The 23692-nt window shown below is 42.2% G+C and carries 23 protein-coding genes and 1 tRNA gene; 10 read left to right on the forward strand and 14 right to left on the reverse strand.

Annotated features, from left to right (window positions below):
• Positions 1–219: 219 nt before the first annotated feature.
• On the forward strand, positions 220–1713 hold the full coding sequence (miaB, locus tag FQV37_RS08605; RefSeq protein ID WP_160022363.1) for a tRNA (N6-isopentenyl adenosine(37)-C2)-methylthiotransferase MiaB: 1494 nt from the start codon (positions 220–222) through the stop codon (positions 1711–1713).
• Between the two features lie 95 nt (positions 1714–1808).
• On the opposite strand, the gene FQV37_RS08610 is transcribed toward miaB, so the two are convergent.
• Together FQV37_RS08610 and FQV37_RS08615 are read right to left on the reverse strand one after the other, a co-directional pair.
• Entirely contained in the window at positions 1809–2045 is a 237-nt protein-coding gene (locus FQV37_RS08610) for a hypothetical protein (protein ID WP_240990990.1), read from the reverse strand.
• A 148-nt stretch (positions 2046–2193) separates the two neighbouring features.
• Positions 2194–3408 carry an RtcB family protein gene (locus tag FQV37_RS08615; protein ID WP_160022365.1) on the reverse strand — a complete coding sequence of 405 codons (1215 nt, stop codon included), beginning with the start codon at positions 3406–3408 and terminating at the stop codon, positions 2194–2196.
• A 137-nt stretch (positions 3409–3545) separates the two neighbouring features.
• On the opposite strand from FQV37_RS08615, the gene FQV37_RS08620 reads away from it, so the two are divergent.
• Together FQV37_RS08620 and FQV37_RS08625 are read left to right on the forward strand one after the other, a co-directional pair.
• On the forward strand, positions 3546–3893 hold the full coding sequence (locus FQV37_RS08620; protein ID WP_101204407.1) for an IS630 transposase-related protein: 348 nt from the start codon (positions 3546–3548) through the stop codon (positions 3891–3893).
• On the forward strand, positions 3874–4386 hold the full coding sequence (locus FQV37_RS08625; protein ID WP_240990993.1) for an IS630 family transposase: 513 nt from the start codon (positions 3874–3876) through the stop codon (positions 4384–4386). Before FQV37_RS08620 ends, FQV37_RS08625 begins: the two co-directional genes overlap by 20 nt.
• Positions 4387–5105: 719 nt before the next feature.
• Here the strand turns inward: FQV37_RS08625 and FQV37_RS08630 are convergent.
• From FQV37_RS08630 to FQV37_RS08640, 3 genes are all read right to left on the reverse strand, one after another.
• Complete coding sequence (locus FQV37_RS08630; protein WP_160022367.1) at positions 5106–5834, reverse strand: LysE family translocator; 729 nt, start codon at positions 5832–5834, stop codon at positions 5106–5108.
• Positions 5835–6010: 176 nt separating this feature from the next.
• Positions 6011–7303, reverse strand: coding sequence for an acetylornithine deacetylase (argE, locus tag FQV37_RS08635; protein ID WP_240990991.1), 1293 nt, complete (start codon positions 7301–7303; stop codon positions 6011–6013).
• Positions 7304–7351: 48 nt separating this feature from the next.
• Positions 7352–8005: a UPF0149 family protein gene (locus tag FQV37_RS08640; protein ID WP_057761477.1), complete on the reverse strand. Its 654-nt coding sequence runs from the start codon at positions 8003–8005 to the stop codon at positions 7352–7354.
• A gap of 212 nt (positions 8006–8217) precedes the next feature.
• Between FQV37_RS08640 and FQV37_RS08645 the strand changes: the two genes are divergently transcribed.
• Entirely contained in the window at positions 8218–8658 is a 441-nt protein-coding gene (locus tag FQV37_RS08645; RefSeq protein ID WP_057761479.1) for a hypothetical protein, read from the forward strand.
• A gap of 108 nt (positions 8659–8766) precedes the next feature.
• The gene (locus FQV37_RS08650; protein ID WP_102091863.1) at positions 8767–9228 is read left to right on the forward strand and encodes a cell division protein ZapA; all 462 of its coding nucleotides are present in this window, start codon (positions 8767–8769) and stop codon (positions 9226–9228) included.
• A 77-nt stretch (positions 9229–9305) separates the two neighbouring features.
• On the opposite strand, the gene FQV37_RS08655 is transcribed toward FQV37_RS08650, so the two are convergent.
• From FQV37_RS08655 to FQV37_RS08670, 4 genes are all read right to left on the reverse strand, one after another.
• Positions 9306–9596 (reverse strand): hypothetical protein, encoded by a 291-nt coding sequence (locus FQV37_RS08655; protein WP_227526580.1) that lies wholly within the window; start codon positions 9594–9596, stop codon positions 9306–9308.
• Positions 9597–9893: 297 nt separating this feature from the next.
• On the reverse strand, positions 9894–12011 hold the full coding sequence (gene glyS, locus FQV37_RS08660) for a glycine--tRNA ligase subunit beta (RefSeq protein WP_160022369.1): 2118 nt from the start codon (positions 12009–12011) through the stop codon (positions 9894–9896).
• 9 nt (positions 12012–12020) lie between these two features.
• Positions 12021–13022, reverse strand: coding sequence for a glycine--tRNA ligase subunit alpha (gene glyQ / locus FQV37_RS08665; protein ID WP_160022458.1), 1002 nt, complete (start codon positions 13020–13022; stop codon positions 12021–12023).
• 475 nt (positions 13023–13497) lie between these two features.
• Positions 13498–13710, reverse strand: a complete 213-nt coding sequence (locus FQV37_RS08670) for a PspC domain-containing protein (protein ID WP_160022371.1) — start codon at positions 13708–13710, stop codon at positions 13498–13500.
• A gap of 745 nt (positions 13711–14455) precedes the next feature.
• On the opposite strand from FQV37_RS08670, the gene nadR reads away from it, so the two are divergent.
• The 3 genes from nadR (at position 14456) to FQV37_RS08685 (ending at position 17010) form a co-directional block, all read left to right on the forward strand.
• Positions 14456–15514, forward strand: a complete 1059-nt coding sequence (gene nadR / locus FQV37_RS08675) for a multifunctional transcriptional regulator/nicotinamide-nucleotide adenylyltransferase/ribosylnicotinamide kinase NadR (protein WP_160022373.1) — start codon at positions 14456–14458, stop codon at positions 15512–15514.
• A 108-nt stretch (positions 15515–15622) separates the two neighbouring features.
• Positions 15623–16354 (forward strand): nicotinamide riboside transporter PnuC, encoded by a 732-nt coding sequence (gene pnuC, locus FQV37_RS08680; RefSeq protein WP_160022375.1) that lies wholly within the window; start codon positions 15623–15625, stop codon positions 16352–16354.
• A gap of 221 nt (positions 16355–16575) precedes the next feature.
• On the forward strand, positions 16576–17010 hold the full coding sequence (locus FQV37_RS08685) for an Mpo1 family 2-hydroxy fatty acid dioxygenase (RefSeq protein WP_160022377.1): 435 nt from the start codon (positions 16576–16578) through the stop codon (positions 17008–17010).
• Positions 17011–17209: 199 nt separating this feature from the next.
• On the opposite strand, the gene FQV37_RS08690 is transcribed toward FQV37_RS08685, so the two are convergent.
• The 3 genes from FQV37_RS08690 to FQV37_RS08700 form a co-directional block, all read right to left on the reverse strand.
• Positions 17210–17821, reverse strand: a complete 612-nt coding sequence (locus tag FQV37_RS08690) for a nitroreductase family protein (RefSeq protein ID WP_160022379.1) — start codon at positions 17819–17821, stop codon at positions 17210–17212.
• Positions 17822–17926: 105 nt separating this feature from the next.
• On the reverse strand, positions 17927–18640 hold the full coding sequence (locus FQV37_RS08695; RefSeq protein ID WP_160022381.1) for a pirin family protein: 714 nt from the start codon (positions 18638–18640) through the stop codon (positions 17927–17929).
• 346 nt (positions 18641–18986) lie between these two features.
• Positions 18987–19367 carry a DoxX family protein gene (locus FQV37_RS08700; protein ID WP_160022383.1) on the reverse strand — a complete coding sequence of 127 codons (381 nt, stop codon included), beginning with the start codon at positions 19365–19367 and terminating at the stop codon, positions 18987–18989.
• A gap of 137 nt (positions 19368–19504) precedes the next feature.
• Between FQV37_RS08700 and FQV37_RS08705 the strand changes: the two genes are divergently transcribed.
• Positions 19505–20410: a LysR family transcriptional regulator gene (locus FQV37_RS08705; RefSeq protein WP_160022385.1), complete on the forward strand. Its 906-nt coding sequence runs from the start codon at positions 19505–19507 to the stop codon at positions 20408–20410.
• A 34-nt stretch (positions 20411–20444) separates the two neighbouring features.
• Here the strand turns inward: FQV37_RS08705 and FQV37_RS08710 are convergent, their stop codons facing one another.
• Both FQV37_RS08710 and FQV37_RS08715 read right to left on the reverse strand, forming a co-directional pair.
• Complete coding sequence (locus FQV37_RS08710) at positions 20445–21851, reverse strand: Na+/H+ antiporter NhaC family protein (RefSeq protein WP_160022387.1); 1407 nt, start codon at positions 21849–21851, stop codon at positions 20445–20447.
• 210 nt (positions 21852–22061) lie between these two features.
• A tRNA-Gly gene (locus FQV37_RS08715) sits at positions 22062–22136 on the reverse strand.
• Between the two features lie 529 nt (positions 22137–22665).
• Here FQV37_RS08715 and FQV37_RS08720 point away from each other — a divergent pair.
• The gene (locus tag FQV37_RS08720; RefSeq protein WP_160022389.1) at positions 22666–23478 is read left to right on the forward strand and encodes a M48 family metallopeptidase; all 813 of its coding nucleotides are present in this window, start codon (positions 22666–22668) and stop codon (positions 23476–23478) included.
• Positions 23479–23692: the final 214 nt, after the last annotated feature.

Below are 23692 nucleotides of genomic sequence, written 5' to 3' on the forward strand. Positions count from 1 at the left end.
TAGGACAGCACGGTGTAACATAGAAGTGATAACGAGCCGCAGTTTTTATGAATAGTAATATGAACGGCAGTAAATAATTGATACTGCTATGAATTATTTATCATATTGAGGAGCTATCGCTCGTGCTAATTTTTCACATTGGCACAGGGTTGTGATAAAATACGCCACCTGTTAATCGGCTACTCCGCTATATTTTTGGTCAATCATGGACTTATCCTTATGAGTGTTACTGTATTCAATCCCCGCATCGATGACGATGCTGTTGCTGAGACGACTGTCACCGCACGTGCTGTCACTGCACTCAAAGAAGCAAGTTCAGCCCAAGCACCCGTCGAAAAAGCAGCGACAAAAAAGGTCTTTGTCACGACTCAAGGCTGCCAGATGAATGTCTATGACTCTGGCAAAATGCTAGACGTGCTAGGCGATTCGCATGGTATGGAAGTGACTCATGATATCGATGAGGCCGATGTACTACTGATGAACACCTGCTCTATCCGCGAAAAAGCGCAAGAGAAAGTCTTTTCAGAATTGGGTCGCTGGCGCAAGCTAAAAGAAAAACGCCCTGACCTCGTCATTGGCGTTGGTGGTTGTGTGGCATCACAAGAAGGCGACAACATTCAAAAACGTGCGCCTTACGTCGATATGGTATTTGGCCCGCAAACCTTGCATCGCCTGCCAGAGCTGTATGATCAATCAAACGAACAACGTGAAATTGCGCCTAAAAATCGTATTGGTACAATTGATGTATCCTTCCCGAGTATCGAAAAGTTTGATTTCTTACCCGAGCCAAGAGTAGAAGGCTATAAAGCCTTTGTCTCTATCATGGAAGGCTGCTCAAAATATTGCTCATTCTGCGTGGTACCTTATACTCGCGGCGAAGAGTTATCCCGTCCACTTGATGACGTATTGGCAGAGATTGACAGCCTTGCCGCTCAAGGTATCCGTGAAATCAACTTATTGGGTCAAAACGTCAACGGCTATCGCGGCGAAAAAGACGATGGCAGTATTTGCCGTTTCGCTGAACTATTGCACTATGTCTCGCATGTCGACGGTGTTGAGCGTATTCGCTATACGACCAGCCATCCGCTAGAGTTCACTGATGACATCATTGATGCCTATGCACAATTGCCAGAGCTAGTATCGCACTTACATCTACCGGTTCAAAGTGGCTCAAATGCTATCTTAGCGGCGATGAAGCGCAACCATACAATCGACGTTTACATCAATCAGATTAATAAGCTAAAAGCCATTCGTCCAGATATTCACTTGTCAAGCGACTTTATTATTGGCTTCCCTGGTGAGACCGATCAAGACTTCCAAGATACCTTAAACTTGGCAAAAGAGTTGAACTTCGATCATTCTTACAGCTTTATCTACTCTAAGCGCCCAGGCACGCCAGCCGCTGAGTTGCCAGATGATGTAAGCTTCACCACCAAAAAAGCTCGCTTGGCTGAATTCCAGAAAGTCATCATTGACTCAACGCTTGCCAAAACGCATGAGATGGTCGGCACTACGACTCGCGTCTTGGTTGAACAAGTTGCCAACCGTCATCCTGATTGCTTAATCGGTACGGCAGATAACACTCGTACCGTTATGTTCCCTCATGATGTTGAGAAAATGGATGAACTGTTGGGTAAACTTGTGAGCGTACGTATTACTGATTTCGTCAGCCCGCACATGGTAAAAGGTGAGCTAATCGAAGTATTGGCATAGTGGTTAAGATAACAATGGTTAAGTTATAAGCTTGAATAAAAAAGCCGCTCACTATAATAGCGAACGGCTTTTTTGTGCGTGAATATTAATCATCATTACTCTGATAACCAATCCGTCTTCCGTAACTGTTGCTTGGTCTCGCGGCGACGTTTTTTTCGGACGATATCGATATCTTCCTTTTCGTGAATACCACCTTTTCTTAATAGTGGATCCAATGCCAAATAGTTGCGCGGCTTGACTGTGCCTAGCGAGTGTTGCGCACTAGCCTCAGCCTGCTGCTCTAACTGTCGTTCAATCTGTTTGGCCTTTTTTAAGGTTTGTTTTAAGCTCATATTGTTACCTATATTTTAATCTATCTAAATCTATTTTATATATTCGAGTGACCCCATAGTGAGACCACGATTAGGAAATCGAGCGCAAATAGTACACTTAGTACATTTAGCTCGATTGACACCGTCGTGGCCCGCTTGGTTTTACTCGTTAGCCTTTAATACACATGACCTGCTTCAGCGTATGCACCACCTCAACCAAATCCGTTTGATTGGCCATCACTTCATCGATGTCTTTATACGCTCCGGGTATTTCATCGATTACGCCTTTATCTTTACGACACTCGACGCCATCCGTCTGCGCTTTTAGCTCATCGATAGTGAACGCTCGCATAGCTTTACCACGGCTCATCTGTCGTCCTGCCCCATGTGAGCAAGAACAAAACGACTCTGCCGCGCCTAGACCACGTACGATAAAAGACTTTGCGCCCATAGAGCCTGGAATAATACCAAGCTCACCTGCATAAGCACTGATCGCACCTTTACGCGTCACATAGACTTGCTCACCGAAATGCACCTCTTCATTGACATAATTATGATGACAATTGATGGCTTCTTTGGTCAGCTGAAATCGTGGTAATCCCGCTTGTGGCGACTGCAAGGACTTAATCACCAAACGCATCATCTCGCGGCGGTTCTCTAACGCGTAGTCCTGCGCCCAGCCCACTGCTTCGACATAATCAGCAAAACTATCAGACCCTTCGGCAAAGTAAGACAAATCTTGATCTGGCACATGACCGAAGCGCGATTGACGTTCTTTTTTGGCAAGGTTAATAAAGTACTGACCGATACAATTACCGATGCCGCGACTGCCAGAATGCAGCATGACCCAGACATCATTGTTCTCATCCAAGCACAGCTCAATGAAATGATTGCCACCGCCGAGTGTTCCTAACTGCTTCGCCCAAGTACGCTCAAAACCTTTAAGCATTTTGAGCAAGCCCGGATGCTTATCGGTAATTGGCTTTAGGCGTTTGCCTAATGGATCAAGTGTGGAGTTCTTCGCTTGGATTTGCTTGTGCATGTTGAAGCCGACTGGCACTTGTTGTTCAACGATCGATCGTAACGACCGTAAGCTATCAGGCAGATCGCTCGCCGTTAGGGACAAACGTACTGCGTTCATACCGCAGCCAATGTCTACCCCAACTGCGGCAGGAATGATGGCTGACTTGGTCGGAATCACGCTACCGACTGTCGCGCCTTTGCCAACGTGCACATCGGGCATCACTGCAATATGCGAGTGTACAAACTCTAGCTGGGCTAAATTGCGTAACTGCTGCATCGCACCTTGCTCGATATCAGAGGTGTAAATCTTGACAGGTACGCCATGTTTACTATTTTTATTTAATACTAATTGAATGCTCATTATTTATTTCTTCCACTTTTTTTATTTTTAAAGCCATACATTTTTTATCATTACCAGTTTTTACAATTTTTAGATATAGTCAGTCCAAAATAGAAAAGGTACAATGCTTTTAAACCAAGCAAAGAGAAATATAAAAGATGACCTACTCAGCAGATTTTCGAGCACAAGTTATCAAAAACATTGAGCAAAAAGACATGAGCATCCGTCAGGCCTGTATTTTTTATAATATCAGCAAGAGTACACTACAGCGCTGGCTTATAGACCCAAGCATCCAAACGACCAGAGTCAAAACGCCAAGCAGTATACCCAATGAAGCTCTTCTACAAGACGTTAATCAATACCCAGATGACTATCTATATGAGCGAGCTCGTCGTTTAAACTGTAGTAAATCAGGTATTGGCTATGCCTTAAAAAGATTAAATATCAGCCAAAAAAAAGACCTTAGCACATCCAAAAGCGTGTTCAATAAAAAGAGCGGTATATAAGAATAAGCTTGATCATTTTAAGCAGCAAGGCTATCCCGTTGTCTATATGGATGAGAGTGGCTTTGAGGCTGAAACTATTCGTCCTTATGGCTATGCACCGATAGGTAAACCTTGTATTGATAGCTACAATTGGCAAGCTAAAAAACGTACCAATGTCATCGGTGCTCTGTATGAAAAGATGCTTTTTGCGCTTGATTACTTTGAGAAAAACATCAATGGCGATATATTCTATGACTGGTGCAAATACAGGCTCATTCCAAGCCTTAAAACTAAATGCGTAATCGTTATGGATAATGCAGCCTTTCATAAGCGCGTTCAAAAGCTGCTTAACAGGCATGGTCACAGGCTATTATTCTTACCTCCTTATAGTCCTGACTTAAATCCCATCGAGAAAAAGTGGGCTCAAGTGAAGTTTTTACGCCAAGGTTGGATGGAGAATAATCTACCTAAACTATTTCATAATATGGGTTGTACTTCTTTTATTTTGGATTGACTATATTACTTATCTATCTCAATTAAACGAAACGTTTAATAAGAAATGAAATTAATAAATTATAAAATCTAGGCAATGAAAAACCGTATTCTTATTAATTAAAAAATTAATAAGAATTCATGGTTAATTTATTATAGACATTTTAAAGAAAGATAATATAGATCAGAACCGTCGGCCACAGCGTAAATATTATACGCATAGAAAAGCTTTAGCTAAATCATAGCCTGAGTCGCTTTATTAGCAATAACGGTAAAGAAAAATGTTAGGCAAACAGATAACAGCATGCGTAATATGGCTTAGCGCAATCGCAGAGCAAATTTGGCACAGTACACTTAGAAAAGAGATAGCGCAAGTAGATACAGAAAGCTATTCGTTGATATCGATAGATGGGATATCACTCAATAGCTTATATAAAAATTTAGCCAAACCTTTTCGAAGGTGTCATTGCTGTCATGTGGTTTACACATTTAATCTTTAAAAACGTCTTGGTAGTTATATAGGACACGATGATTCCTCCATAGGTTGTGGCTAATGTCAGGGCGACAATAGCAGATTAATTGAAACGATTTATCGCTTATGAAAAACAAGCCATATAAATCAATGAGCCAATAATAACGATTTAAAAATTAAAGTCAATAATTAATTTGGCTTGTATAGAAAATAATTTAATAAACGTGTGTTTAGTTAATCACTTTAATTTGAAATCTTATCGGTAGTTTTTATACCATAAAACTATTTATCACTTCAGCCAATAAGGCGGTAGCGATAATTATAAATATCACCCCACAACCACGATTGAGCCACGCTAAGCGATTACCCACATCGAGCCAACTTGCTAGCTTTTTGCCACCTAGCGTATATACGATTTGCCAAATCGTTTCACTCAAAAACAAGCCGATGGTCAGTAGGACATATTGTGGCCATAGTGGCGCGCTAAAATTGATAAATTTAGGGAAAAATGCCGCAAAGAACAAGATAGCTTTCGGATTAGATAATGACACCCAAACACCAGTACGAAACAAGGTCATGTTGCTCGGCGCTATTTTAGTAGCAGCACTAGAAAGCGAACGCGGCTGCGGTGTACTAGGTACGCCGTCAGTGGCAGCATAGTCTGCTGCTACCTCGGCACTCAACTCTTTAGCATCGCTCATCAAGCTACTGTCGCCAGCATCGCGCCAAGAGCTGATACCCAAATAGATTAAGTATACTGCACCTACGGCTTTAATGATTGTCAGTAGCCACGGTGACTGACGACTGATTACATCCAATCCAAGCAGTGTCGATAGCAGTAATACAAACAAGCCAAGGCTCAGACCTGCCAGCGTCCATAAGGTTCGTTTGACGCCATAGTTCATGCCATACTGAAATGCCAGCAACATATTAGGACCAGGGGTCGCTGAGATAAAAAACGTACTTGCGAAAAACACTGCAAACAGATGCCAAGACATCAATCCACCCCTACTTTGTCATGTGTAAATGGTTCTAATATGAAAGGCTATACGACTTAAATATGCGACTAAAAAATAAACACCGCCATTCAGACGGTGTCACTTATACCTATATGTCAAAAAAGTCTCGAAAAAATTCTCAAAGGAACGATACGCATCCTTCTGAAGAATTATGACTACGTGGACGGCTGAGTCGTACAGCTATCTAATAGCTTCTTTAAAAACGCATCACAGCGTTCAATTTCGCTAAGCTCCACATACTCATCCGCTTTGTGCGCCTGTTCAATACTACCAGGGCCGCAGATAATCGTTGGGATACCTGCATTGGTAAACTGACCGCCTTCAGTCGCGTAAGCCACTTTATGACGCTCATCATCTCCTGTCAGCGCAGCGATTAGTGATTGCAACTCAGCACTATCGTCATCTGTCATTGCTGGGACGCTTTCTTCTTGCATCAGCTCAATGCCAGTTTCTGGCGCGCGCGCTTGCATTTGCGCATTTAGCTCAGCGATTTTTACCTGAATAGGCGCTAGTATATCGTCTTGCGTCATGTGCGGCAGGTTACGATAGTCAAAAGTAAACTCGCATAGGTTGGGTACGATGTTGGTCGCTGTACCACCATGTATGGTACCTACTGACAATGTCGAATAAGGCACTGTAAATAATGCATCCCCGTCTTCTAAAGTGTCATCACGAGCGCTCAGCTCTTCAGCAAGCGTATCTACATAGCCGACCAATCTGCTAGCGTAGCTAATAGCATTGACACCTTGTGCAATTAATGAAGAATGCGCCGACTTGCCATGTACACGGCAACGATAAACTGCGATGCCTTTGTGTGCAACCACCATAGCCATATTGGTCGGCTCACCGACGATACAATAATCAGGCGTGATACCGCGTGCTTTTAGGTCTGCCAAAATCAATGGCGCACCCAAACAGCCAACCTCTTCATCGAACGACAATGCCAAATGCAATGGACGACGTAGCTGACCACTGTTCGATAACTGCACGGCTTGCGGCAATACCGTTAGCGCACAAGCGATAAAGCCCTTCATATCACACGCACCGCGACCATATAGCTTATCACCACGTATCGTCGCCGTAAACGGCTCTGAAGACCACGCTTGTCCATCGACAGGTACAACGTCGGTATGGCCTGATAAGACCAGACCGTTATTAATAATATCAGCGTTTTCACCAGCTGGTACGGTCACAAACAAGTTAGCTTTAGTCTCAGCTTCATTAAAGGTCAAATCTACCGTCAAACCCAACTGCTCACAATAAGACTTTACATCATTAATCAAAGCCAAATTAGAGTGGCGACTGACCGTATCAAAGGCGATAAGACGTGTTAGCCAATCGAGACTCTGAGTAGGATGCTCGACACTTTTCAGCTGGACATCGCTGCTACTGCTAACGTTATCGCTATTACTGACGTTGTCGCTATTACTACTATTATTTTGGATCATAAAATATCCTTACTACAATTTTCAGAACTATGATGTGTCAGAGCTGCCTTACGATGGATTGTTATGATTCATCACATCAACCACTGGCGGCATTGGTTTTGGTAGCTTGCCTTCTGCCTGTAGCTCTTTGGTTGTTTTGGCATCGATAGACAAACCAGCGATGAGCGCGATATCTTTGACAGCCTTGCGTTTACGCGTGGCAAAGCTTACGGGTACCATACGAGCAAATTCATAGATATAAAGATAAGACTCTTCGCCGCCTTCAAAATCTTCATCATCTTCGAGACGAATTGCGCCAATCTTAGCCAAATCAGATAGCATCTCGTTTTCTTCACTGGTCAAACCACAATCGGTAATACCAAAACCGGTCATAAAACCGTTTGCCCACTGTTTCAACGCCATCACGCGCTCGTATAAATCATGTTCATCATCTGGGATGAGCGGCATATACGCGTAGGCATCATCTTTGTCTTTTAGCTGAAACACAATGTCTTCCGCTTCTTCTGTCAGCAAGGTCAATGCAGGCTCTGGTAATGGGGCAAAGCTGAGCTCCTCAAACACCTTAGCCCAAGTTGCTTCATCAGGCGCATTACAAGCCGTCATAAGCCCTGTCATCATGCCATGCACTTCGCTGATAGACACGTCAGTCCAATCATCAAACGCAGTCAGCCAAGTATTCCAGCCAGAGATATTATCATTCATAATAGATGTCCTAGTAATTGATTACTGCTCATAAAATAAAAATAGTCGCGATAAAATGTCATGGACAAATCATCGATAAATAAAAGTGAAAAGACAAAGCCTGATGCTTGTAATTACTTTGTTGATATAGATATTATGCGGTCACCTATGGCATTATTAAATGCAGCGAACAAAATTCATTCACGCTTACTTGTTAAGGATAAAAACTGACTATGTATGATCAACTTAGAATATTAGAAAAAATGGTACTCGACATCAAAAAACAGTATCAGCTTGTCAGTGCTGAACTTAGCAGCTTAAAACAACACCCTGTTACTGATTCAAAAGAATTTGCCGCTCTAAAAACCAAATTAGATAACAGTCATAACGAACGTGACGGTGCCAAAAAACAACTGAACGATCTCGACAAGCGCTATCAAAGTCTTGCAGAAGCGCACCATATGATCGGTGAAGAACAAGACAAACTGCAAAAACAGATCAGCCAATTACAACAACAAAACAGTGAGCTGCAACAACACAATAACGAGCTAAAGCAGCAGTATAGCGATATCAAACAACAAAACAGTGAGCTGCAAAAGAAGAACCAATTGGCAGCCGAGCGTACGCAAGTCGTATTACAGCGCCTAACTCGTATCGATCAAGCAGAAGGCTAACGTTTACTTGTAACAGATAGCAAAGACGTACTGCTTATTCAACTGCCAAATGCTATTTGTAAAATCTGATATCACTCATTTCACTGACCAGACATTGTAGGATTTATCATGACCGATGACCAAAGCAAATCGATAGAAAAACAACTAAAAAATACTCAAGCGCCAAGTGTGCCAGTAACAAGCGCGCCAGTACCAGCGCAAAAAACGACACCAGCAGCATCAAATATATCAAGCGCCATGGCACAATCTAATACCAAAACACCTAAAGCGCCAGAACCACAAATTAAAAAAGTTGATATTGCGATTGCTGGGGTTACTTATCCAATCTTTTGTCCAGTACATGAGCAAGAAGAGCTACTGTCAGCGGTTTCATATATCAACAACTATGCGCTCGATCTAAAAAGAGATGCGCCAAGCCTAAGTCAAGAAAGCATACTGGTACTGTGCTGCTTAAACCTATATGAAAAAATCCATGCCAATCAAAGAAGTGATGAAGATCGTTTGCAGAAAGACAAACAGTCTGAGGCATTGCTCAATAAAATTATGAAGGATGCTCATTCTATTCTGTAGATGCATCGTATTGTATTAAACATATAAGCGCCTAGTTAATAAAGTTAGGCGCTTTTTTTGGTCAATCATTTATCTATTTATGTATAAGGCGTGTAGGTCTTGCCTGCATGAAAGTCTGCTTGATGCTCATAATTGCAAAAGAATAACTCTTGGTTCGCTTCAATATTGCCATCGGTAGCTGTACTTGGTTTGGTTTCGAGTACACCGCGATATTCAGCCAAGCTGTTGCCACAAAAATTACACTGACGCGGTGTGGTCACATCTCCTTCTTTTGGCATCATACTTTTAGGTGCGCGCGGGTACATAAACTTATAAAAAGCCCACATTGAAGCCCAAATAATAAGGATGACAATAATAACAGCAAACACAGCAGTGCTCCTTCGATTAAGGGTAAACGCGAGAAATAACGAAATCTACTAAATAAGATTATTTAATACGTTTTGATAGCATAAATTTTACCGTCAATAATAGCGATAATACAATGCTTTTACCGTTTAATTGCTGATTGCACTAATTGACTGGTTATATCTAACGGATAACTGTATGAGTAAACCAGTCAACTTCATAACAAAAAACCTGGCCATGATAAGCCAGGTTTTTTATCAAAAGTAACCGTCAATTTAAAACAACAATCAGGTTAAAGTAACTATCAGGTTTTAGCAGGGTTACAGCTGTAGCTCACTGATATCAGCTACCGTCAAGAACAAGGCACGAACCTGCTTTAGCAATGCCAAGCGATTGTTTTTAAGCGCAGCATCTTCACTGTTGACCATTACTTGATCAAAGAACTGGGTCAGCGGCTCATCTAAGCTAGCCAGCGTTTGCAATACTTGGGTATAGTCCGCTTGCTCCAGCAATGGTTGTACCACTGTCTGTGCTTGCTGCACATTTGCATATAAGTTTTGCTCAGCAGGTTCAGACAGTAGTGCCTCATCGACTGTATCAGCCACGCTCACTTCTGACTTGGCCAATATATTAGCAACACGTTTGTTTGAATCAGCCAACATCGACGCTTGTGATAGCTCGCTAAATGCTTGCACTGCACGGATACGCTGATCAAAATCAAGCGGCATATGTGGGTTAATCGCTTGCACTGCTTGAATCGTATCGACGCTAACGCCCTGCTCTGTATACATCGCACGGTAGCGCGAGTTTAGGAATGCCATGACTTGGGTAAAAGTATCGCTAATACTCAAATCCATAGTCTTTTCTTCATTGATAAGCTTTGTTGCGTTCTGTCTGCCATAGTTTTTAATAGCTTCTTCGACAAGTGCTACCAAATTAATCGATAACTGCTTTTCGATTAAAATACGCAAGATGCCAATAGCAGAACGACGTAAGCTAAACGGATCCTTTGAACCCGTCGGTGCTTGATCAATCGCAAAAATACCAACCAATGTATCCAAACGATCCGCTAAGGCTAAGCAAATGCCAATCGGTGTCTGTGGTAATACATCGCCACTGAATTTCGGCAGATACTGCTCTTCTAAACTGGCTGCGACCGCTTCAGGCTCATCATTTAGACGCGCATAATAAGTACCTGCAATACCTTGTAATTCAGGGTACTCGCCGACGAGCGAGCTGGCCAAATCCGCTTTAGACAAAATACCTGCACGTACGGTTTCATCGACATTGATATCGTGACCCTGCTGCTGCATCAACGTGGCGATGAATGCAGCTAGCTTGGCTATACGCTCAGACTTCTCCCAAATCGTACCCAATTTATCTTGGAATACGCGATTTTTTAGGCTTTCTGTGAGTGCAAACAACGGCTGCTTTTGATCTTGTAAAAAGAAAAACTCTGCATCAGCCAAACGTGGACGCACGACTTTTTCATTACCTTCAATAATCTGGTTAGGATCTTTTGATTCAATATTGGTAATAAAAATGAAATACGGCTGCAATTTGCCAGTCTTATCCGTCAAGCAAAAATACTTTTGATCCGCTTGCATGGTCGAGATAAGCGCTTCTTGCGGTACTTGTAAAAAGCGCGCTTCAAAGCTTGCGCGTAGCGCAATTGGAAAATCGACCAATGCGGTGACTTCGTCCAACAAATCCTGCGGTACGATGGCATCAGAATTAACTTCATCTGCCAAAGCTTTAACTTGGTTTTTGATCAGCATTTGACGCTTATCAAAATCTGCTACTACTTTTAGACCATTTAGTAATTCTTCATAATCATTAGCATGAGCAATATTGTGATAATCAGGGCTGTGGAAGCGATGACCACGTGTTTGTGTACCAGTCTGATGACCTTGGATAGTGGCATCAATGACAGTATCATCCTGCATCAATACCGCCCACTGTACTGGACGCACAAACTCGTTACGGCTATCGCCTGAACGCATACGTTTGGCTATCGGCAAATTATCTAGCGCGGTCTGAAAAATAGCAGGCAGTAACTCAGTGGTCGCTTGGCCACGGATAGTCTGCTCAAAACCGACATAGTCACCTTTGTCGGTATTAATCGTCGTAAGCTCGCTGGCTTCAATACCCAAACCTTTGGCAAAACCCATGGCCGCACGCGTTGGGTTGCCCTCTGCATCGAACGCCGCTTTAATCGCTGGTCCGCGTTTTTGCTCAGTACGATCAGGCTGCTTATCGCTAATACCTTGAATCTGAATTGCCAAACGGCGCGGAGCAGCAAAGGCTTTGATGCTATCAAAGGTAATATCTGCTGCCGTCAATTGCTCGGTAACACTGGCTTGTAGCGCATCACGTAATGGTTTTAGGCTCTTTGGAGGTAGCTCTTCACACCCCAGTTCAAATAGAATAGTACTCATGGGATGCTCCTATTTATCGTTAGTAGATTGGTTAGTGTCAGTAGTTTCTTTTGTTATGCCGTCTGCTGCTAAGCTGTCCTTTGACACATCTTCTTTTGGCAAATACTTATCAAGCGCGGCTTGGCGATGTTCTTCATCAGCCAACGGGAAGCCCAATTTGGCACGAGCTTCGACATAACCAAAGGCAACCTTACGAGCAAGCGTACGCACACGCAGGATAAAACGCTGACGCTCAGTCACTGAAATAGCGCCGCGTGCATCAAGTAAGTTAAACGCGTGAGATGCTTTTAACACCATCTCATAAGCTGGCAATGGTAATCCTGCATCGACCAATTTGTCGGCTTGTTGCTCATAAAAATCAAACATCTCGCCCATCATCGGCACATCAGCGTGCTCAAAGTTGTAGGTAGACTGCTCGACTTCGTTTTGATGAAAAACATCGCCATAAGTGACACGGCCAAACTCACCATCTGCCCAGACCAAATCATAAACGCTATCAACGCCCTGTACATACATGGCCAAACGCTCAAGTCCGTAAGTGATTTCGCCAGTGACTGGGAAGCACTCGATACCACCGACTTGCTGGAAGTACGTGAACTGCGTGACTTCCATACCGTTTAGCCAAATCTCCCAACCAAGTCCCCACGCACCAAGCGTTGGCGATTCCCAGTTGTCTTCTACAAAGCGCACGTCATGCACCAATGGATCAATACCAATGGCTCGTAGTGAGTCCAAATACAGCTCTTGGATGTTCGGTGGATTTGGCTTTAGCACGACTTGGAACTGATAATAATGCTGCAGGCGGTTCGGGTTATCACCATAGCGCCCGTCAGTAGGACGACGTGATGGCTGTACATAAGCCGCATTCCAACGCTCAGGACCTAACGAGCGCAAAAACGTCGCGGTATGAAAAGTACCTGCACCGACTTCCATGTCGTAGGGCTGTAATACAACGCAGCCTTTATCGGCCCAATAATTTTGCAAAGTTAAGATTAAATCTTGAAAAGTCATCGGTTGAGAGTCTTTATCTTGTATCATCGGGGTTATCGCTTGGGATGTCATAGTTTCGGTTTTCATAGTAAAGCCACTGTGAAATGAGTATTATTAAATAAATCTCTGATAGCGCACGCGCGACCTATTCGGCAACGACTCTATCTGCCTGCTCACCTTACTAAAAATTGACTATTTTATCCATATTTACATCAACTAAATTTGCATAGTGGGCACAAAACCTCGGTTGTATAGCGTATTTTCAGGCAAATCATCATGGAAGTAGTACTAATACAATAAATAAAAAAATACCCAAATGCGCTAGCATTCGGGCAGGAGGAAAATTGTGTCTTGGGCATCCTGATTGGTCAGGCTTTTTATTTTTTGAAGGTTTACTGTTTTTAGCAATTACGTCTAACTTAAATTTGGCTCTTTAACTGGTTCAGAAAACCTAATTTTAAAAAAGCTAATTTTAAAAATAACTATCAGACTCCTATTATTGATAAGACTGACTATTGGCTTTTGGCATAATTATCCATAGGATGATATAAATTAAAATGCCTGGTACTGCTGCGCTTAACGATGAGATGATGACAAATAATACTCTCACCCATGTTGGCGACCAGCCAGCATATTCTGCAATGCCACTCATCACACCTGCTATCATGCGATTGTTTGGTGAGCGATGTAATTTTGCTAACTTAGCCAAATCAAATACCTCTCTATTTTCTATTCTTGTTTATTTTTTTATTCTATTTTTCTAACAATCTTACATATTTAGCTAAAACATTAGCTTGCTTTGCTAACTTACGAATCAGTATATCAATAATTCAGGATTTATCTGTTGAAGGTATAGCAGTACTTTGTGAGTTTATGCTACTCAAGCTTACCCTAATCTGTCATAACACCATGCAAGCCCCTGATTTTAAATAGTTATTTCAAAATATTTCAAAATCATCTTTGTTGCTATAACCTTGCAATCTCGCTTCACGTATTTTGTTATTTTTAATTTAATCAAAGAGATAAGCTTGCTTTATAACGCTAAAATCGAGTCAAACTTTTGATAGTCTGAATAATCTTTTAGCTAACCAAGTTTACTCGATTAAAAGAATCCTCAATTAAAAAACGTGCAATTCCGTGTACGTGCGATATACCTTATTTTTACAATAACCCACCTGCAAATCATCCAAAACCTTTATACCATGCTGATAAGCAACTCAGATTTCAGATATTCTATGATGAAAGTTAGAACACTGCTCAACTATTAGATAAGAATACCTTTACGAAGAAGATTAAAAGTAAGGAACGTGTTTGGTATTACGATTCTTAATAGATTGCTGATTTGGATCTTGATAGATATCTAGTTTGGATCATTCAACTTAGACAGCATTAGCCGTATTTTTGGAATAGAGATGGAACACTGAGATTAAAATAAAAAAATAATAAGGATAACTATGTACGACACTGGATTGATGATTGGACATTTCGAGCCCCTGCACTTAGGGCAGATGCGCAGCATATTGGATGCAGCAGGACAAGCCAAAACCTTACATATCGTTATTATGGCGCATCCATCGCCACATCCTGATTTTACCATTACCCTACAAGACAAAGCGCGTTGGCTACAGATGGCCTGTGCCGATTTGCCATTTATTCACATTCATACTACTCATGAGATAGAGCTACCGCTACACGAACATCTGTATAGTGCCAGTGATGATGTCAGTATCGATGTCGCTGCTAGTAATGCTAAATTGCAACGCTTAATGAATGCATTATCGCTATCAGCAGAGACTGTATTGTTTATGGCGGACAACCATCCGCTCACTCGCAATGACATACAAGAGCAGCTGCTTTTGCCAGTCGTTACTACGCCGCTACAGCTCGAATTTGACTCTTATGAGATTGCGCGTGATCCAGTTGCCCATTGGTCAGCACTTCATCCGCAAGCCCGCGCCGACTACACCAAGACTGTCGCTATCGTCGGCGGTGAAAGCTCAGGTAAGACAACGCTGGTACATAAGCTTGCCAATTATTATGGTGCCAGCTTTGCCCTAGAAATGGGGCGTCTGTATGTCGGTACGGATTTGGGCGGTAGCGAGGTTGGATTACAGTACAGTGATTATGGCCCTATTTGTCTTGATCATGCTGAGGCAATCCGAGAAGCCAAAGCCCGTGCGACTGCCCCTATCACCATCGTTGATACTGACTTTGTCACTACGCAAGCATTTTGTGAAGAGTATGAGGGTCGTACGCATCCCTTTGTGGCTGCTTGTATTGATGAGTTTCGTTTAGACCACACCATTATGTTAGATAACAATACGCCATGGGTTGATGATGGTATGCGATCTTTGGGTACGCCTGAAGCGCGTGGACGCTTTGAGCAGCGCTTGATAGATATTTTTGCGCGTCACGATATTACACCGCATATGATTGATCAGCCTGACTATGATGCTCGCTACCAGCAAGCATTATTATTGATTGATCAATATATCTATGGCAAAAAATCATAAACTGTACTGAGCATATTTATAATAATTTATTCACTAGCACACGTTATTTAACTAGCATATGGTAGTTAGCACTATATTGGTATCAGTATTTACTTTAGGGGAAAAGCGATGCGTATTCAGCTATTGGACAACATCACCGGAAAATGGGCGATGCAATGGATTATCATTTGGTTTATTTGCGGTGTCATTGCCTTATCCGCAGGTTTTTGGCTCACGACAGACCATACCACGCTTGATTGGTTTTATTTAGCGGTCTCATTTATTGGTTTGGTTTGCGTGGTCTCGCTATCATTCCGCAAAAACGTCATGGGCAATGGCTTTGGTATGGGAGCAACGGCTGGCGAAGTCATCGTGCAAGCAACGTCTGGCGCAGTTGGTTTGATGCTTGCTCCATTATTTAACTTTTTTACCCATGTTTATGGTATTTTTTATTGGTCGAAGCACACCGATCCTGATGGCGACATGATACCTAAATCAGCAAGCAAAGCTGTCTGGTTAATCACCGCGGCATTTATTATCATTGGTCTTGCCCTTTTTCCCACGATAAATGATTTGCTAGCAAGCTACGGCTATGCGGTCGTAGAGGATGATAGTAGTCTTTTTTTGGGATTTATCTCTTTCTTTTGGATTAATGTGATTGCCTTTGTGCTTTCTATTACCGCTCAGGCAGCTATGATTCTGCGTTATTCATTTAACTGGTGGTTGTGGATTATCGTCAACTTTGTCTGGCTCATCGTGAACCTTATGTCTGGCAACTATATCTTTGCTATTCAGACTATGGTGTATCAAGTAAACGCCTTTATCGGCCTTTATGAGTGGCATCGCAGCGAGCAAGGATAATGTGTCTCTTATAGAAAAACCCCTTGGGAGTTTGAATAAAATCTTGCTGATATAGCATCAATAGTACGAGTGAAATTGACTGTGCGGTCTATCAGATAATATGGTAGACAGGCACAATTAGTGCTACAACTGATATTAACAATCATCTTCGCATTTAGCTTAGTAGCGAGTCCATTAGCTAGTATCAGTTACTTATCTTATTTACTAACAGGGAGGTTAGTATGTCTCGTCAACCAAAAATGTCTAAACGTACGCTAGAGCAATGGCTTAGTGAGTACTCTGTCAGTCACCAAAACTTGGTCAATAAAAAAATCCATTGGCTATGTGTGCCAACTATCTTTGTCAGCCTGTTAGGTATGGGCATGTCATTATCTGTGTGGTTTACCTTGGTGCTTAGCGCATTAGTATTACTGTTTTATATGCGTTTATCTACGCCACTGTTTTTAGCGATGGGGATGTTTATTCTTATCTGTCTGTCAGTGATAGCAGCGATGCCATGGGGCTTTAAAGCATGGGCAGCGGTATTTATCGTTGCGTGGATTGGCCAGTTCATTGGTCATAAAATCGAAGGCAAAAAACCTTCTTTCTTTAAGGATTTACAGTTTTTATTAATCGGTCCAGCATGGGTGGCTAATAGTTTGATGCAACGCAAATAGTCGTCAATCTCTGCGTAATCTCTGTAAGAACGTAGATTAGCTTTAGGCTACTCAACAACCTCTACAATTCTCACCCTCAACAAAAGAATATCATCAATAAAAAAACGCCACCCAGAGATTACTGAGTGGCGCTTTTTGTTTTACGTAAGCTTTTGGGGCTATTAAGATTTTAGGGCTATATAGAACAGACTCCCCTATCCTACGCACCAAACACTTTCATACGCTCTTCGACTGGCTTAAATGCTTTTTCGCCCGCTGGCTGCTCAATCGTTCCAAATACCAATTGTGCATTTAGCGTCCAGTCTTTGTCGATATCCCAAGCGCTAGCTACTTTTTGATCGATTACTGGGTTGTAGTGCTGTAAGTTTGCGCCAACATCGATACTGGCTAGTGCCGTCCAGATAACATACTGATGCATGGCGCTGGTTTGACTTGCCCAAATTGGGAAGTTGTCAGCATATAGTGGCGCGGCTTCTTGCATGCCTCTGACGACTGCTTGATCTTCAAAAAACAGTACCGTACCAGCACCATTACGGAAACCATTGACACGCTCTTTGGTCGATTTGAACTTCTCTTCATCACCAACGATTTCACGTAACGTATCTTCGGTCATGTCCCACAATTTACGATGGTCATCGCCGAACAATACAACGATACGTGTCGATTGCGAGTTAAACGATGATGGCGTGTGCAAAATAGCATGCTCAACTATTTTCACGATTTCGTCGTTAGCTACTGGCAGTTTGTTGCTTAGCGCATAGATAGAACGACGTTTTTCTGCTAGCTGCTGTAATGTTGTTAAATCTGACATAGTGTTTCTCCATGTTGTTAGTAAAATAGTTATTAATAAAAATAATTTTTAGCGTTAATGGTTATTGATATAAGTGCTTTAATTGATAAAGAGCTTTGTTCTTGACTACATAAATAGCGGTACTTCCATCACTAGCACACGGCTAGCTACCGTTGCGTCCATCATAAAGCTCTGAATATCCCAAATGCAAAGGCCGTCACGAATAGACAGGACTTGGCCATCTATCACGACTTCACCACTGATGACAAATACGTAGACACCGTTGTTAGAGTCATTTAACTGATAAGTTTGCGATATACCTTCGTCAAAACCACCCATGCTAAACCAAGCATCTTGATGAATCCAAACACCTGCATCATCGGCATTAGGTGACAGCACTTGGCTAAGCTCGTTAGGTCGCATTATATCGCCCATATGTACCTGCTGATAACGCGGTGCGACATCCATTTTGTTTGGTATCACCCAAATCTGCAAAAACCTCACAGCCTCTGCATCGTCACCATTCATTTCACTATGGGTAATGCCTGTACCCGCTGACATCACTTGAATTTCACCAGTCTCTATGACGCCCTCGTTACCGATACTATCGCCATGAGCGAGCTTGCCGGATAGAGGAATACTGATAATTTCCATGTTACGGTGCGAGTGATTGCCAAACCCCTGACCGCCAATGACAAAATCATCATTAATAACGCGTAAGGCACCAAATCCCATACGCTCAGGATTATGATAATTGGCAAAGCTAAAGGTATGTCTGCTTTTAAGCCAGCCATGATTGGCATCGCCACGTGAGTCTGCTGCATGATAGATTGTTTTCATAATTCGTCCTTAGCTATCAACAGATTAATCCTCTATATACTTATTATCGATTAATCTATTTAAACAATGGGCTTATTATAATTATTAATTCTACATAGATAAACAACGCTAAATGCAATTAACTATTCTGTTTTGTAGAACAATCGGAGCAGTTCTAACGTAACATAGATTTTTTACATATATTAGCATAGCTAACTGTATATAAATTACTTTAAGTTATGCTTATATAAAAAACTGTCTGCTGTTGAAATTTCCTGTGAAAATGTACATGACGCTCTTTATTTGAAACTACCCCTTTATGATTGTTCTTCGTAAACGTATAAGAGGTAGATCAGCTACTGATTGTTTATCGCTTACTGTCTATTGAGTAAACACCCGCACCATGAGCAAAAATCATCAAAAACCCACCTGCGATCGAAATGTTTTTCATAAATGAGATCATCTGTGATTCATCAGTCCAGAACTGATGAAAAATAATAGCTGACACGATGCTAAACCCAGCAAACAAGAAAGCGATTGGGCGAGCTTTATAACCTAGCAAGATAGCAATACCACCTAGTACCTCAAACGCGATTACCAATGGTAATAACATACCAGGCACACCTACTGATTCCATATAGCCTTGAGTAGTCGCATAATCTGTGATTTTACCAATGCCTGCAAAGATGAAAATGACTGATAATAATAGACGACCAAGCGGTGCGCTAAATTGCTGTAACTTGTCCATAATAATGCTCCAAAAGTGTGTTTAATCATGTCTCTAAGTAGAGAATAGCGCGATTATAGGCGTTGACTAGCATGGGATAAACAGCAATAATCACAAGTATAAGTTCTTGGTGTAAGAACAATCATGAGGCATCGATAATGGGTCAATTAGAAGACATGGCGATGTTTGTACGCATTGTTGAGGCAGGTAGTATTACCAAGGCTGCTGAGCAGTTAAATATTGCAAAATCAGCCGTCAGTCGCCGACTTAAAGAATTGGAAGAGCGTTTAGGCAGTCAATTAATTAGCCGTACTACCCGCCAATCTAAATTGACGCAGGCTGGTGAGCAATATTATCAGCAAGTGAACAATATCTTGCGTGCGGTTGACGCTGTCAATGAGCATGCTACTGACGCTCCTATGCGTATTGAAGGTACGCTAAAAATGACAGCGCCGTTGTCCTTTGGACTCATGCATCTGAACGATGTAATTGATAAATACGCCAATAAGCATCCCAATCTGAGATTTGATCTGGATTTTTCTGACCGACGTATCGATTTGATTGAAGAAGGCTATGAATTGGCCATTCGAATCGGAGAGCTACAAGATTCTAGCTATCAAGCAAAAAAGTTGGCATTGATTCGTTGTGTGATTTGCGCCAGTCCCAATTATTTGGCAAAAATGGGCACGCCTGAGACGCTAGACGATTTAGACAACCATGCGCTGTTGCAATACAGTCTCGGTCAAACCAATAGTATAAACTTGGTGGATACTGAAGGCAGAAGTCATCATCGTACGATAGATGCCAAAATCAAAGCCACCAATGGTGAGTTCTTAGTGGATTTGGCAGTTAAAGGACATGGCATTACCTTTGTGCCGACTTTTATCGCTTATAAAAAATTGGCACTTGGCGAGCTTGTACCTGTCTTCCAACACTATCAATTGCCAACCCTAACTGCTTATGCTGTTTATCCAAAGAATCGTTTTTTGTCGCAGCGTTGTCGTTACTTGATTGATTTTATTGCCGAGCAATTCGGTGACAATCCGTACTGGGATCAGTATTAGTCAATATTCTTATTATCCATAACGATATCAATTGCTATTGATTTTGGGTCGCCGTCCCTTCTTTAACCCGACTAATCGTCAGCCCCGTAAACCCGAATAGCAGCGTCAATAGCAATGACAAATAACAGAAGAACGCATAAGGCAAGTAGTCTAATACCGGCACCCCTAGCGCCTGACTGATAAATACCCCGCAGACACTCCAAGGCACCAGCGGATTAATCACCGTTCCTGCATCCTCAATCGTCCGAGATAAATTCTTAGGATGTAAGTGTAAGCGCTCAAACGTTGAACGAAATGCCGTACCTGATAATAGAATACTCAAATACTGCTCACCGATTAGTACGTTAATGCTTAGTGCCGACATCGCTGCCGCAAATATCGCTCGTCCTGAAGTAGTCAATGTGTCCTTAATACCAGATAGCAGTGCAGGCAGAATCCCCAGTGCCGTCAATAGACCACCTAAGCTTAATGCCAGTATCACAATCGCCTGGGTAAAGAACATACTCTGTACACCGCCGCGCGACAGCATACCACCTACCTCACCTAGCTCTAATGACTCAGCAGGGGCATAGCCTGCAAACAGATAACCACCCAATTGTCCAAAGCTTGGTGAACTGTGTACATAAGTAATGATAAGTGCCACTGCTATAGTACAGATAATCGTATAAATCGCATTAACCCGAAACAGTGCCAATCCGACTAATACCACAAACGGCAGTACCGAATACCCATGTACCAGACCACTGTCTATGAGCTGACCTTGCAATATCGTCACTTGACTCAAATCAGCACTGGTCGTCTGTCCTGAGAACATCCAAAACAAGATAACCGTCAATATCCATGCAGGGACTGTCGTATACATCATATTGCGAATGTGCTCAAACAGATCGATACCAACGACAGAGGACGCAATAGTACAAGTATCAGATAATGGTGACATCTTATCACCGAAGAACGCCCCTGACACCACAGCCCCCGCTGCTATCGCCACATTGGCATCAAAGGCGTTACTCATACTAATAAAGGCCACGCCCAAAGTCGCTGCAGTCGTCAAACTACTACCCAATGCAATACCGATAATAGAGGTCAAGATAAAGGCAGAGATATAGTAGTACTCAGGTGAGATCAGCTGAAAGCCTACATACATCAGTGTAGGTATTGCTCCTGACATCATCAGAGCCGCCACCATCAGTCCAATAAAGAAGAACAAATAGATGGCACCAATACCACGCATGACACCTGAGGCCATTTGCGCTTGCATGTCATCAAAGCTGAGTCCTTTATACATACCGATAGCCAGTAGTACACAGATAGCTAAGATAAGAGACAGGTGCGGTACCCAGCCAAAGCCAATCATGGTGATGCCCATGATACCGATGACGATGGCAGATATGATAAAGGCGAGTTTGGCACTGATTAATGTGAGGGGTTTTGGTGGCATTGGATGCCCTTATGTTGCTATAGGTTTAGTTTGCTCAGGTATTCGGGGGTACGCATCTATTCTTCAATATTGATAATCTCTGTCTTGCTGATAGTTAGCTTTAGTTTTTGATTTCTATGTTTTCGCTATTAGCTGACTTAGGACAGATTTTACACATAAAAAAAAGCCTCACTGTGAAGTGAGGCTTTTTGCGCTTTTTCAAGCCATATTTGGAGCGGGAAAAGAGATTCGAACTCTCGACCCCAACCTTGGCAAGGTTATGCTCTACCACTGAGCTATTCCCGCTTAGTATCAATCCGTAGCGTTGTTAACAACCACTCCGTCTCGATAGGCTGGCTATTTTAGCAAATATTCTGTGGGTGTCAACACCTTTTTTAGAATTTATTTCTAATATTTTTAGCTAAATGCCCTTTTTATCGGATAAATCAACATAAGCAATTGATTTAAAAACAGGAATTAATTTTGATAATATAAAAAATATTTCACATTAATTATAGAACCTTAAGTCTGGGCTTTACTTCCTTTAGCTTTATAACGGTCATAAGACAATCGATAAAGTGAAAACTCACTATTTGCACTCTAATAAAAGGATATCGCACTTACAATCATACGCTTTATTGTTACTTTTCCTATCTTGGTTTTAGGTGGTTAACATTATTATACTTATGTCCAATGGCAGTTAAGGTAAACTTTTACTGTTTAAGCGGATGAATAAGCACTACTAAAAGATCAATAAACACGGCTCCCACATCTGCTGCACTATTTTTTAACTTGTTTGACTTTACGTTTTTCCATCTTATAGAGAGGATATTTTATGAAGAAGTTATTAACCACGACAGTGATGGCCGCTTCATTGTCAGCACTGACCTTAACTGGTTGTACCAGCACTACCAATTCTGGCGCAGTTGGTGTTGATCGTCAGCAGTTGCTATTAGTGTCTAGTGAGCAAATATTGGCGCTATCTGCTCAAAGCTATGCCAAAACAATACAAGACGCAAAATCAAAAGGTGTGCTAGATACCAATACCGCTCAGCTAAACCGCTTAAAAAATATTGCCAACCGTCTAGTCGGTCAAGTTGGTGTCTACCGCGCAGATGCAGCGAAGTGGCAATGGGAAGTACACACCATCAAGTCTAATGATCTAAATGCATTTGTAGTGCCGGGTGGTAAGATTATGTTTTATTCAGGCATCATCGATCGTCTGAACCTTACTGATGATGAGATTGCTGCCATCATGGGTCATGAAATCTCTCATGCACTACGTGAGCATTCACGCGAGCGTCTGTCACGCGAGTATGCGACTCAAACTGGTATCGGTCTGGCTGCTAGTATATTTGGCCTATCGCAAGGACAGGCTGAGTTAGCTGGTACTGCTGGTAATTTAGGCTTGAGCCTACCCCACAGCCGCACCCAAGAAAGCGAAGCCGATCAGATCGGTCTTGAGCTGATGGCACGTGCAGGTTATAACCCTCAGGCTGCTGTTACGCTTTGGCAAAAAATGCAAAAAGCAAGCCAAGGTGAGCCACCACAATTCCTCAGTACTCACCCAACGAGCAGCAGCCGTATCGCAGAGTTACAGTCATTGATGCCAAAAGTTACGCCTCTATATCAACAGTCGCGCCGCTAATAAGTAGATAATTAGTTACTCCTACGCTTTAGCAGTGCATGTTTAGATATCATAGAAGCAAAGTACAGCCAAAGCGTTGTGCTTTGCTTTTTTAATTATAGCTATACATGACAGGTTTTATAATTGACAAGTATTGCAGTTGATAAGCATTGTAATGGGCAGGATTTGCAATTGTTCGATTTGGCAATCGCACTTATTGTGTCTGTTATAATGT

The sequence above is a fragment of the Psychrobacter nivimaris genome, from assembly GCF_009812035.1.
GTDB lineage: Bacteria > Pseudomonadota > Gammaproteobacteria > Pseudomonadales > Moraxellaceae > Psychrobacter > Psychrobacter nivimaris.